The following is a 13,447-nucleotide window of genomic DNA, read 5'->3' as shown; positions in this document are numbered from 1 at the left end:
GCAAAGCAGTAGTCCAGCTGCGCAAATTGAAAGCGTGGTGGTGATCAGTTGCATGGGCAAGAACGCACCATCAGGAGGCGGACGCAATCGCGACACCGGAATTGCCGGTAAGAATAAGAACAGAAACAGCACCCAACCGGCGGATATCCACACAGGCCATGTCGAACGCCGGGTCGATACTTCTTGCGTCGGGCGGTCTGGATTGTGTGTCGGTTCGTATGGGTTGGTTTCAATTGGAGCGAGAACTCTTATTGCGATAACTTGTTTATTACCCGGTCTCGCAGGGCGGGGGTCTTATCTGCCGCCTTATCCCCGGGTCGATAAGATTTCGGCGGTCTTATCCCCGGCTCGGCGATAAGTGATCTTCAAATTATCCTGTTTTCTGAAAAGATTGCAACCCATTGGGGTTGACCCCGCCCCTCCACAGCGAGAGGCTGTTCTGCAGCGGGTTTAACAACCAGTTTCGCGGAGGGGGCGGGCCGATGGCGATTCAAAAGAGTGGCGGAGGGCAGCGGACCGGGAAGCAAGCGGGCCAGAAGCCGGACTGGGCGTTGATTTGGCGTCAAAAGCTGGCAGTCTTTCACGGTACCGGCGGCGATTCGAACTGGCGTTTTGGCCAATCCGAAGTGATCGAATTTCTGATCGACCAGAAAAAGAAGGGCGCGCCGGCTTGGAAACGTTTGAAGGTTGCTGAGGCGCTTTCGGATTATCAGAAACGCTTTCATCGAGACAGCGGCGAGCGGCTGGATCGCATTGTGGCTCAACTGCGCTACAAAGCCAGTTGCGAGCGACAGGCGGAGCTTTCAGGCCCCGAGATCAAAGAGTTGGTCGGGGAGATTGATACCAAGGAAGCTCCGGTGATCCAGCAAATGCGCCGGACGATGCGATTGAACAAACTGGCATGGAACACCGAAAAGGCGTACATCGGCAAACTCTGCGATTTCTTTTCGTATCGCGGACTTTGGAAATCCGTCAAGGACGCCGACGCGAGCACTCAATGGGGCTTGGGCGAGATCGGTGCGGTGGACGTCGAGGAGTTCTTGACAGACATGGCGGTCGATCGAAACGTCGCTGAGTCAACACAAGATCAAGCTTTCTACGCAATCCTTTACCTGTTTGAGCATGTCTTGAAACGCGACCTCAAGTGCGTCGACGCGATCCGGTCCACCAAACCCCAACGCATCCCCGTGGTGATGAGCCACGAGGAAGTCGCGTCGCTGCTTGGGGAGCTTCGCGGTGTGTATCTGTTGATGGCACAGTTGATGTACGGCGCCGGGCTGCGGTTGAGTGAATGTTTGAGCCTGCGCGTGAAGGACTTGGATTTCGACCAAAAGATGATCATCGTCTGCGATTCAAAGGGGAAAAAGGATCGCCGCGTGCCGCTGCCGGAGGCTGCGGCGCCCGCGTTGCGTCGTCAATTGAAGTCGCGAAAGGTGCTGCACGAGCGCGACTTGGACGAGGGTGCCGCGTCGGTGTATTTGCCCAGGGCGATCGATCGTAAGTATCCCAACGCGCACAAGGAATTACGTTGGCAATATCTGTTTGCATCGCGCCAACGGTCCAGGAACCCACGCAGTGGTCGACTGCATCGACACCACATGCACGAAGACACGTTTCCTGCGCAATTGAAGGAAGCGGTCGAGCGCGCCGGGATACTGAAACGCATCACGTCGCACGCGTTTCGCCACAGCTTCGCGACTCATCTATTGAAAGACAACACGGACATTCGCGACGTGCAAGAATTGCTGGGGCACAAGGACATCTCAACGACGATGATCTATCTGCATTGCCTGAATGATGCGGAAAAGGAGATCGTTAGCCCGCTCGATCGGCTGCAGGAGAGACAAGAAACAAGCACCGATACGACGAAAATGGAAGCAATCGATCCTCCGAACGCTGAGCCGCTTCCGGCCGGCGATGTGGAGCCATCAAGACCGGACCATTCGGTAGGCTGCGAGACGCATGAGAGAGGCTCGGTGGGAAACGTGGCGCCGTCGTTTCCACCCGAAAATGAGCCGCCCGGTGCGCAAACGGAGAATGTTTCAAGTCGGGCGCGAGCGATGATTGGAGCGGTCTGGGCGTCCTTGCACAGGATGCTTCACCGGCCCCGAGGTCATGGATTCTTCGCGCGGCTCGTCAAGCATTGACGTGACCGTGGTCGTCGGCGTAAGAGGCGTGGAGGGTGCGGCAGACGAAGACGAGAGGGTGGGCAGAATGATGGGGCGGGCGACCGGGGACGTTGGGGTGGTTGGTGTTGGGTCGGGGGTTGCTGACGGGGGCGTTAGGGGTGGATGATGCGCGGTCGGGGGTGAACAGTTGAGGGTGTCCGGTGCCCCGCGGGGCGGTCAGGGGGAACAGCTGGGACAGCGGTTTTACACTTGCCGTTTGAGGGTGGTGGGGGTTGATGGCGGAGGTGCCCGCGGGGCGGTCAGGGGGAACAGCTGGGACAGCGGTTCTACACTGCTGGGGCGTGGTTTTAGGGAAGAATCGTTTCGATTCTTGTTAACCTGCGGGTCTTTCGTGGCATTTAGCTACCATGGACCCCGTGAACCAACCTCCCGACGACGATTCCGCCCAACCTACTCCGCTGGGTGATTCCGCCTTCGTCGCACTGCTGACCGAATGCCAGCTCCCCCTGCGTCTGTACATCAGTGCGCTGCTGCCTGGCGACCCGGCCGCCGGGGATGTGATCCAACAGGCGAACGCGAAAATCTGGGAAAAACGCGGTGATTTCGAGGCCGGGACCAATTTCAAAGCCTGGACGATGGCCGTCGCCCGGTTCGAGGTCCTGAATCACCGCAAACGACAAGCCCGCGACAGCCGACTGCGGTTCTCGGACGAATTGGAAGAGACGATCGCGACGGAATTGGCCGAGGTCAACGACGATTTGGCCGAGCGGCAAGCGGCCCTTCGCGAGTGCATGCAGTCGCTCAAGCCGGCCAGCCGCGACCTGCTGATGCGCCGCTACGCCTCGCAGCAATCCCTGGCCGAATTTGCCGACCAGCTCGGCCGCTCGGTCGGCGGCATCAAAGTGACCCTTCACCGGCTGCGCACCTCGCTGGGCGATTGCATCCAGCGGCGACTGGCCGCCACGGGAGATCGCCAATGACTCCGAATGAACAAGCCACATTGTTGGATGCACTTCTGGACGGTGACATCAGCGAAGCCGATTTCCTGAGACTGGAAGCCGAACTGATCGTCGATCCGGAGGTCCGCAAGACGTACTACCGGCGTCTGGAAATGGACCTGTTGCTCGCCGAACTGGCGTCGGAAGGGCAACGCCCATCACCCGATCACTCCGCCGCCGCGACGGATCAACGGTCCGGCCGCCTGCGCCGCTGGGCCGGTGTCGTGGTCGCGATCGCGGCCGCGTTGGTCTTCATCGTGGCGATGCTTCATAGCGCCGCAGATCGCGAGATAGCAGAGCGGGACAATGAAAACCCGCCCGCGCAAATCCGCTCGGAAAACGAACCCTCGGCGACGGGATTCGCGGTCTTGAGCGGCCAGACCGACGCGGTCTGGGAAGGCGACCCGATCGACAACGGCGGACTGTTGCCGCAAGGTGAACTGCACCTCGTTTCCGGTTTGGTCCATGTTGAATTGTTCAGCGGCGTCCAAATGGTGATCCGCGGCGATGCGGTGTTTTCGATCGATTCGCCGATGCAAGTCAGCATGCAGCGGGGCAGCGCACGGGCGCACGTGCCCGAGCCCGCCCAAGGGTTCCGTTTGAAAACCGGCGCAGGCGAAGTCATCGATCTGGGAACCGAGTTCGCGGTCGAAGTCGACGAGATGCGTTCGAGCGTGAAAGTGGTCGACGGCGAAGTGGAGTTGCGGCCGAGTGATTCCGGCACCCGGCGGCTGCGTGTCGGTGAAGGCGTCGAACTGGCTGCTAACGGCACGGTGACCCGGGAATCGGCCGACGACATCTCACTGGTCGGACCGGCCGCGTTTCAAGACGCGTTGGCCCGGCGTCAATCGAGTCACTTTCGCCAGTGGCAGCTGGCCACGGAAATGCTTCGCAACGATCCGCGGCTGATGGCGCATTACCTGGTCGATCCCGACCAAGGCTGGTCGCGGCAATTGGTCAATCGGGCATCGTCCGCCGGCCGGGTCAACGGCACTGTGATCGCCGGTGATGGCGCGGTGGTCGCCGCGACGCGCACCCAAGACCGCTGGGGTCGCGACGGCGGTGCGTTGGATTTCAGCCGCATGGGCAGCCGGGTCCGCGTTGTCGTCCCCGGTGAACATCGTGGGTTGACGCTGATGTGCTGGGTCAAAATCAACAGCCTGGACCGCTGGTACAACTCGCTGTTTCTGACCGACGGCCACGAAGAACGCGAGCCGCATTGGCAGATCATGAATGACGGCCGCATGTTCTTTTCGGTCAAGCCACCGAACATGGACGATTGGACGCAAGCCGAACGCGAGCGCCAAGTGTTTTATTCGCCGCCGTTCTGGGACCCTTCGATGAGCGGCCAGTGGACGATGCTGGCAACGGTTTACGACGTCGATCAGCAACTGGTGACGCACTCTGTCAACGGAGAACCGATCAGCCGCCAATCGATCCCGGAAAAGTTGCTCGTCGAACAGATCAAGATCGGCTCCGCGTCGATTTGCAATTGGAGCGAACCGATGTATCGCAGCGATGCGACGTTTGTCGTCCGCAACTTGAACGGCAGTGTGGACGAGTTCGCGCTTTTCTCCGGCGCGCTTTCTGCTACCGAAATTTTAAACCTGTATCACGTTGGAAACCCGAATGAGCGATAGGGACACCGGAATGAAATTGAGTCTTGCCCAAGGACGATCGAGTGATCGCCGAAACGGGGTCGACGGTGGCGGGTGTCTGTCACAGGCGGCGGGGATGGGTGCTGGGGCCGCTCGCTTACGCTTCCCGCTGGCAGGGATGGTATTGCTGGTGGTGGGGTTGATGGCGGGGACGGTTCGGGCAGATGAACCGGCCGCGACGGAATGGGACGCGGATCCGGCGATCGCGGCCGAACGTGACTTTACGCTCAAAGTCCTGCCGCTGCTGACGGACAAATGCTTGGGATGCCACGGCGGAGAAGAAGACGACATCAAGGGTGACTTTAGCGTGCTCAACCGCGACGCTCTGCTGCGCGGCGGCGAGTCGGAAGAACCCTCCATCGTTCCGGGGCACCCCGACCAGGGCACGCTGATCGAAGCGATCGCCTGGGAAGGATTGGAGATGCCGCCCAAGGAAAACGATCGCTTGACGGAGGAACAAGTCGATCTGTTCCGGCGCTGGATCAAGAGTGGCGCCCCCTGGCCGGACGAAGAAACGCAACAACGTTACCGCGACGAAGAACGGACCAAGAAAGAAACCAAAGACGGCGTGCTGTTCACCACCAGCGGCGGAACGAGCCAACAATGGACCGATCGCCGCTACCAGAAAGAAGATCTCTGGGCTTGGGAACCACTGAAGTCCACGTCGCAGTTGTTGCCCGAAGGCACGTCGGCAAATGAAGCGATCGATTACTTCGTGGACCGAAAACTGCAGCAGGCGGAATTGGAACCCGCCCCGCAAGCCGAACCGCGAGACCTGTTGCGCCGCGCGACATTGGATTTGACCGGATTGCCGCCGACGCCCGCCGAAGTCGACGCGTTCGTCAAAGCATGGGAAGAAGACGCCGATGCGGCGTGGGCCGCGACGATCGATCGGCTGCTGGCCAGCCCGCGTTACGGTGAACGCTGGGGACGCCACTGGTTGGACATCACCCGCTACGCCGACACCGGTGGCATGTCGAACGATTTCGAGCGTTCCAACATGTGGCGTTATCGCGATTACGTGATCAGGGCGTTCAACGAAGACAAACCGTACAACGAGTTCGTCGTCGAGCAGCTGGCCGGAGACGAATTGGCCGACCAATCGGTTCGAGCCCGCAGCGGTGGGGACGAAAAGGTCGTCCAAGAAACTCGTCTGAACGGCGATTACACGGCCGAAGAAGCCGAGTGGCTGGTCGCGACCGGCTTCCTGCGGCTGGGCCCCTGGGACAACGCGATGATCGACGCCGACGAGGCGCGTCAGATTTACTTGGACGACCTGGTCAACATCACCGGGCAGACGTTCTTGTCGACCACGATGCGTTGCTGTAAGTGCCACGACCACAAATTCGATCCGATCCCGACGCGCGACTACTATCGCATGTACGCGGCGTTTTCGACCACACACATGGCCGAACGCAACGTGCCGTTATTGCCCGAAGAGTCCACCGAAGGATTCGAAAGCGGCCGCGAGCACGTCCAAAAGATGCTGGACTTTGCCGTGTCGGAGAAAAACAAACTGGTCGAAAAACGCGAAGCCGCGGCCAAGAAATGGTTCGACGAACACGGATTGCCGTACAAGAACGAGAATCAGCGAAAGGATCTGCCGGACGAAGAAAAGCCTGAACGACACGTCGGTTTGGATTACGTCGAACAAGGCCAATTGAAGGTCCGCGAGCAAGACGAGTGGATCTGGAATCGTCGTCTGGAACGCTACCAGCCGATGGCGCAGAGCGTCTACAACGCCGCCTATGCCGAAATGGCTTGGAACGGCGCCCGCAAACTGCGGATCGGCAAACCGAAAAAGGACACGAAGTCGGTCGTCAACCACATCCTTGTCGGCGGTGCGTTGACGGCACTCGGCGACCAGGTCTTGCCGGGCGTGCTGAGCGCGGTCGGGTTGCCGGCTCCCTCATCGGCCGATTCGGCTGCCGAAGATCCGTTCCTGTTGACCCCGGATGTCGACGGACGTCGACTGGGACTGGCCAAATGGATCGCGCATCCGGACAACGCCTTGGCACTGCGTTCGATCGTCAATCGAATCTGGCAGTACCATTTCGGAGTCGGTTTGGCCGCCAACGGGAACAACTTTGGCGCCAAGGGCGACAAGCCCTCGCACCCCGAGTTGCTGGATTTCCTGGCGTCGGACTTCGTCGAGAACGGTTGGACGATCAAGCGGATGCATCGCACGATCATGCTGTCGGACGCCTACCGCCGATCCACGGTCCCGACCGCCGGTGACAGGCTGGAAGAAGTCGACCCGAACAACCGATTGCTGTCGCATTTCCCACGCCGTCGATTGAGTGCCGAGGAGCTGCGTGATTCGGTGCTGGCGATCACCGGCGAGCTTCGACACTGCGACGGAGGTGTGCCGATCAAGCCGGAGATCAACATGGAGGTGGCGTTGCAACCGAGAATGATCCAGTTCTCGCTCGCCCCCTCCTACCAACCATCGCCGCAGGCCGACCAGCGGAACCGGCGAACGATCTATGCCTATCACGTCCGCGGGATGGCCGATCCGTTCACCGAATTATTCAACCAGCCGAACCCGAACGAGTCGTGTGAGTTGCGAGAATCCGCCTCGGTGACGCCGCAGGTGTTCACATTGATGAACAGTGCGACGATGACCGACCGTTCGATCGCTTTTGCACTGCGGCTGGAAAAGGAACGCGATCAACTTTCCGCACAGATCGATCGGGCGTTTCGATTGACGTTTGGACGCGGCGCAACCCAAGACGAGCAACAGCAACTGACGCGTTACGTGAAAGAGATGCAGACCTATCACCGGTCGGTCGAACCGGCTCCGGTCGAGTATCCGAGCAGCATCACGCGTTCGTTGGTGGAAGAGTTTTCGGGCAAGGTGTTCAAATACGAAGAGATTTTGCCGGTGTTCGAGAATTACCAGTACGATCTAAAAGCCGCCGATGTGTCACCCGAGACGCGGGCGCTGGCAGACATGTGCCTGCTGTTATGGAACACGAACGAGTTTATGTATGTGGAGTAAGTATGCCAGCACGTGGCGTCAGCCATCCCACTTGTTCCCAGGCTCCGCCTGGGAACACAAGGAACCAGGAGGCTCCGCCTCACGTTTTGACGGCAGGTGTGGCTGGAGCCACACAGACATCCCGTTCCAAGGCGGAGCCTAGGAACGAGTTTGATTACGGGCCGGTCGCTCACGCGTCCCGCTGGCATCAATGCAAACACGGGCTGAACTCACTTGACCTTTCACTTTGATCCGAAACACAGACCAGACAGATTCTCATAGCACAGGAAAACGGCAGATGACTACCAAGCTCAATCGTCGCGACGCGTTATTCGGACTCGGTGCTTCCCTGGGTTCGGTCGCCTTTTCGGCGATGCTCCAAGGCGAAGACGCGGCGCAGGCCTCCGCGGGCAATTCACCACTGTCACCCAAAACGCCGATGATGCCGGCCAAGGCCAAGAACGTCATCATGCTGTTCATGGAAGGCGGGCCGGGCCAGATGGACACGTTCGACCCCAAGCCGGAATTGACCCGGCTGCACAAGACCGAGTCGAAGCTGAAGGCAGGCCAGGAACAGGGATTCAAATTCTTTGTCGGCAGCCCGTTCGGGTTCAACAAGGTCGGCGACACCGGCATCGAGATGTGCGACCAGTGGAAGTACCTGTCGGATCCCTACGTCGCGAACGAATTGTGCAACTATCGCGGTTGCCAAGCCGAATCGCTCAATCACCCCGAAGCGTTGTTCCACATGAACACCGGCAGCCGCTTGGGCGGTGACCCCGCGGTCGGTGCCTGGGCGACGTACGGTTTGGGCACGGAAAACCAGAACCTGCCGGGCTACGTCGTGATGACCGAATTGGCGTTGCCACAGGGCGGTCCGACGAACTGGAGTAACGGGTTCTTGCCACCCTATTACCAGGGCACGCGGTTACGTCCGGAAGGATCGCCGATCCTGGACCTTGCTCCACAGGATTTCAAATCGCGCGATCACCAACGGCGAGCACTGGACGAACTGGCGCGGCTGAACAAGGCGCATTTGGATTCGCTCGGTGCGGCGGATCAAAAACTGAGTGCCCGGATGCAAAGCTATGAGCTCGCGTTCCGAATGCAAACCGAAGTCCCCGGCGTGATCGATTTGAGCAAAGAATCGCAAGACACCGTCTCGATGTACGGCATGGATGATCCGGAAACGGAGACGTTCGGACGCCAGTGTTTGATGGCGCGGCGGTTGGTCGAAAGCGGTGTTCGTTTCGTCCAGATCTTTAGCGGCGGTTGGGACAGCCACGATTATCTGGAACGCGGCCACTCGTCTCGGATCAAGAGTGTCGACAAGCCGATGGCGGCGCTGATTCGCGATCTGAAGCAGCGTGGCATGCTGGAAGACACGTTGGTGATCTGGACGGGAGAGTTCGGTCGCACGCCGGACAACAACAAGCGTGGCGGCGTGTACTCGCTCGGACGCGGTCACAACAACATGGCGATGACGATGTTGATGGCCGGCGGCGGCGTGAAACCGGGCGTCGTCGGCGGGACGGACGAACTGGGTTCGTCGGCGGTCGAGTGCGTGCACCCGATTCGCGACTTCCACGTGACGCTGTTGCATCTGTTGGGACTGGACGACAACAAGCTGACCTACTTCCACGGCGGCCGTTTCAAACAGCTCAGCCAATTCGGCGGCGAAATCATCCCGGAACTGATCGCCTGAGGTGGCTGGTTGTGGAAGAGGCTTCCAGACTCGTCAATCCTGCCACTTGTCCCCGGCGCCGTCGGGGGAGCGAGAGGCCGGGCGTGCTTTTTTAGTCTTTCCCGAAATGGGGTAAGAAGATTTCGGGGGTAAGAAGATGTTGAAATGCAGTCTCCCTTCGACTGGGGCAATTTTCCTACCTCCAAAATCTTCCTACCTCTCCAGCCAGCCAGGGTGTTATGTCGAATCGATCGGAACGACGGGAGGGATGGCAGAATGATTCGGGGCAGAATGATGGGGTGCGCGTAGACTGGGACGGGTGCGGAATAGCGGTTCACGCCGCTTCGCCCAGGGTGTGGATCGTCAGCCCGGCCAGATCCTTGTCGGCTTGCGGCAGAAGCAGGCTGGCGCCGTAGCCGGCGACGACACAGGTGCTGATCCCGGTTGCCGTGTACAGGTATCCGTTGAGTGGCGTGAATCGCCACAGGCAGAACATGACCGACGCGCCCAGCAGGGCGCCGATCATCGCGCCGCTTCCGTTGGCGCGGGTTGTCAAAGCACCCAAGATGAACAGGCCGCCGAGCACGCCCATGAACAATCCGATCACGGCGATGAAGGTGTCGAACAACGATTTGATGTTCGGGTCGACAAAGATCAGCCCCAGCAACGTGCCGGCGACGCCCATCAAGAACGTCAACACGCGGGCGGCCGTCAGGTAACCGGCTTCGCTGCTGCAAACCTGTTGCGGTCTCAGGAAGTCGGTGACGATTGCCGTGGCGGTCGAATTCATGCTGGTCGATACGGTCGATTGTGCGGCGGCAAAGACGCCGGCGACGATCAACCCGGCCAACCCGATCGGCATCTCGCGGGCGATGAACAGTGGAAAGACCTGGTCGGTGGTGATCGTCGGATCCAGTTTTTCGGGATGCGATTGATAAAACGCAAACAGGGCGACGCCGATCCCGAAAAACAAGATCGTTGCGGGAATCGTCAACACGGCGTTGGTCCAGATCGACCGCGCCGCCAATCGCTGCGTCTCGGTCGTCATGTAACGTTGCACGACCGCTTGGTCGGCGGTGTACGAGGACAGGTTTTGCCCGATCGCACCGATGATGACCACCCACAACGCGGTGCGGCCCGACGTCGCGTCGAAATGTAAGTTGGCGACATTGACCTTGTCCGCCCGGGTCACCGATTCGACGAACCCTCCGAATCCGCCTTCGCATCCCGACACCAACAACACGATCGCGACCACGGCCCCGCCCAGCAAGACCACGGTCTGGATCGTGTCGGTCCAGATCACCGCTTCGACGCCTCCCATCGTGCAGTACAGAATGCTCAGGATGCCCATTAGCAGCACGGATTGAGACGGCGTCAGTGGCGTGGCGACGGCCAGCGCCAGTCCCGTCAGCGACATCACCACCGCCATGCGAAACAAATGGAACAGTGCAAAGCTGGCGCTGCCGAACATCCGCACCCGGCGGCTGAATCGCTTTTCCAAATACTCGTACGCGCTCGTCGCATCGATGCGCCGAAAGAACGGCAGGGCCACGAAAACGGCCACCACCGCGACCACCGGAATCATGAAGTTGCCGATCGCGTAGACACAATCCTGGGCGAAGGCTTTGGAGGGGACTCCGGTAAAGGTCAATGAACTGAGCATCGTCGCAAAAATGCTGCACCCGGCGGCCCACCAGGGGATTCTCTTGCCGCCGCGAAAGTAGTCGTCGGTGTTCTTGTTCTTGTTGGCAAAGTAGACACCGACACCGACCATCGCGATCAGGTATCCGAACAACACGACGTAGTTCAAACCGCCGAAGCCATGCGTGGACGTGACCGGCGTCACGCGATACACGCTGGGTGTTCGAACCCGCGGACGGACTTCGCCGCTGGCGACGATGATTGAATCATCCAACTCGACCGCGATCGTCGTGACCTGATTGATCGGCGTCGGCCCGGCGCTTGTCCATGTGTCGGTGATGGTGTGGTAGGCGAGTGCCTGGCGAATGAATCCGGGATGATCGTCCTTGAGTTCGTCGGCACGGCCGAACAATTCGCCGTCGTCGCCGCCGAGCACAAACAGGTGACTTTGGCCAAATCCGATTGCCGTTCCGGCCATCACGCTGCGCGGTGCGTCGCTCCGTTTCCGCCACGCTTGAGTCGATGGCGAATACTCCCAGACGTCTTTCAAAAACTCGGTCTGATCGCCCTCCTGGCGACGACCACTGATGACGTACACGCAACTCTCGAATCCGTTGTGCTGGCTGACGGTCAGATTCAGCGCCCGCGTTTTCCCTGGACAATCGGGAAGCGATCGCCACTGAAATGATTCTGGGGAGTCCTTTAGTGACAGATCGAGCGACCAAAGTTGATTCATGGCCGACGACAACGCCGAATCACTTTGCCCGCCGGCGACGTAGACCACGCTGCCGATGATCGTCGCCGCACCGAAGGCGCACGGTGTTGGCAACGGCGGGTAGTCGATCGTTTCGATCTGTTTTGATTGGGGTTTCCAACGCAACAGAAAACAGTCGCGAAACGTTTGCTCGGAATCGCTGCCGCCCAGGCACAGCACACCTTCGGGCGTCGAAACGGCGGCCCCATACGCGAGCGGCCGGGGCAACGTCCCGGCTTCGGTCCAGTGCAACGTCCCCTGATCCTTGGTGGCCACAAACACACGGTCGTGCCAAACTTTTTCGTTCTCCCAGACCGGTGCGGGAAAATTGGCTCCACCGGCAACGATCAGCACTTCGTCGGCCGCCTGCGGGTCCGCGGCGGCGATCGGGTGAACCCCGACGAACGGGCCGGCAAACCCCAAGGCGTCGGGCAGTGCCGGCAATTCCTCCCACTTCAATTGAACCGCGTCTTCCCCAGGCAGGGTCGGCGGCAACATGGACAGGAAGAGCAAAACTGCGGCAATGCGATTCATTCGATTGGCAAATTTGGCGGGTCGCGTGATAAACTGTGGGCGAGGAGATTACCACGAAAATGCTTGACGAATCCAATCTCGAATCAATTTTTGCGAGCCCCGAGCTGCCGAAGATCGCCGAAGTGATCAATTCGAAATTGGCCACCGAGCGAAAGGCGCGCGAAGCGTTTCGGCGTGAATTGCCGCCCAGTGTGAAGGCAGAGTTTATCGCCGGTGAAGTGGTGATGCACTCACCGGCCAAGGCAAAGCACCTGAGAGTGACGCGACGGTTGCTCAAATTGCTCGACACCTTCGCACATCGGAACGGGCTCGGCGAAGTCTTTTCTGAAAAAGCGTTGATCTGCCTGACCCGCAACGATTACGAACCCGACCTCGTTTTCTTTGGCAAGGACAAAGCCGCGACCTTCGGCCCCGACCACATGCAGTTTCCGGCGCCGGATTTTGTCGTCGAGGTATTATCCGAAAGCACCGTGTCGCGTGATCAGGGCGTCAAGTTCCAGGACTACGCCCAGCACGGCATCGCCGAGTACTGGATCATCGATTGCGACGAGCGGACGATCGAACAGTACGTCCTGCGGGAAGGCGAAAGTGGTTACCATCTGGCCCAAAAGTTGGCGGGTGGATCGATCGAATCGAGGGTGGTCGCCGGGTTCGCGATTCCAATCGCCGCGGTCTTCGAAGACCAAGCGAATGCGGCGGCCCTGGCACAGCTTTGCGATTAGGATTGTGCTGTGGGATGGGCTTCCGGGCTCGTCGAGGCGGACGTCCGTTTGTTCAGCCGTTGCGGAATCGGGTAAGAAGATTTCGGAGGTAAGAAAATGACGAACGACGCCATCGATTCGACCTCCCAAATCTTCCTACCTCCCAAATCTTCCTACCTCCCAAATCTTCCTACCTCCCAAATCTTCCTACCTCTCGGCGTCTCCACAGCTGCGTATCAGGTCAGTGAGACTCAGGGGAGGGATGGCAGAATGATCCGGGGCAGAATGATGGTGGTGTGTGCCGGCATAGCCGATTCGCGTTAGACTATCACATCCCGCGGATCATTCGTTGTCTCCCACAAAGTGTT

7 protein-coding genes are annotated in these 13,447 nt (G+C 59.6%); 6 read left to right on the top strand and 1 reads right to left on the bottom strand.

The genetic code is table 11. The features are described 5' to 3' along the window. Positions 1–482 precede the first annotated feature (482 nt). The 5 genes from Mal15_RS23060 (at position 483) to Mal15_RS23040 (ending at position 9,470) form a co-directional block, all read left to right on the top strand. Positions 483–2,147 carry an integron integrase gene (locus Mal15_RS23060; RefSeq protein WP_147869918.1) on the top strand — a complete coding sequence of 555 codons (1,665 nt, stop codon included), beginning with the start codon at positions 483–485 and terminating at the stop codon, positions 2,145–2,147. Positions 2,148–2,545: 398 nt separating this feature from the next. Next, a complete protein-coding gene (locus Mal15_RS23055; RefSeq protein ID WP_233902975.1) occupies positions 2,546–3,109 on the top strand; it encodes a sigma-70 family RNA polymerase sigma factor in 564 nt (187 codons plus the stop codon). After that, positions 3,106–4,767 carry a LamG-like jellyroll fold domain-containing protein gene (locus Mal15_RS23050; protein ID WP_147869916.1) on the top strand — a complete coding sequence of 554 codons (1,662 nt, stop codon included), beginning with the start codon at positions 3,106–3,108 and terminating at the stop codon, positions 4,765–4,767. Before Mal15_RS23055 ends, Mal15_RS23050 begins: the two co-directional genes overlap by 4 nt. 10 nt (positions 4,768–4,777) lie before the next feature. Continuing rightward, positions 4,778–7,786, top strand: coding sequence for a PSD1 and planctomycete cytochrome C domain-containing protein (locus tag Mal15_RS23045; RefSeq protein ID WP_147869915.1), 3,009 nt, complete (start codon positions 4,778–4,780; stop codon positions 7,784–7,786). Between the two features lie 277 nt (positions 7,787–8,063). After that, on the top strand, positions 8,064–9,470 hold the full coding sequence (locus Mal15_RS23040) for a DUF1501 domain-containing protein (RefSeq protein WP_147869914.1): 1,407 nt from the start codon (positions 8,064–8,066) through the stop codon (positions 9,468–9,470). A 313-nt stretch (positions 9,471–9,783) separates the two neighbouring features. Here Mal15_RS23040 and Mal15_RS23035 read toward each other — a convergent pair whose 3' ends face one another. After that, positions 9,784–12,378, bottom strand: a complete 2,595-nt coding sequence (locus Mal15_RS23035; protein WP_147869913.1) for a sodium:solute symporter family transporter — start codon at positions 12,376–12,378, stop codon at positions 9,784–9,786. A 59-nt stretch (positions 12,379–12,437) separates the two neighbouring features. On the opposite strand from Mal15_RS23035, the gene Mal15_RS23030 reads away from it, so the two are divergent. Beyond that, positions 12,438–13,100 (top strand): Uma2 family endonuclease, encoded by a 663-nt coding sequence (locus Mal15_RS23030; protein ID WP_147869912.1) that lies wholly within the window; start codon positions 12,438–12,440, stop codon positions 13,098–13,100. Positions 13,101–13,447: the final 347 nt, after the last annotated feature.

This window comes from Stieleria maiorica (assembly GCF_008035925.1).
GTDB classification, from domain to species: Bacteria; Planctomycetota; Planctomycetia; order Pirellulales; family Pirellulaceae; genus Stieleria; species Stieleria maiorica.
This window is presented reverse-complemented; position numbering and strand designations above follow the sequence as displayed.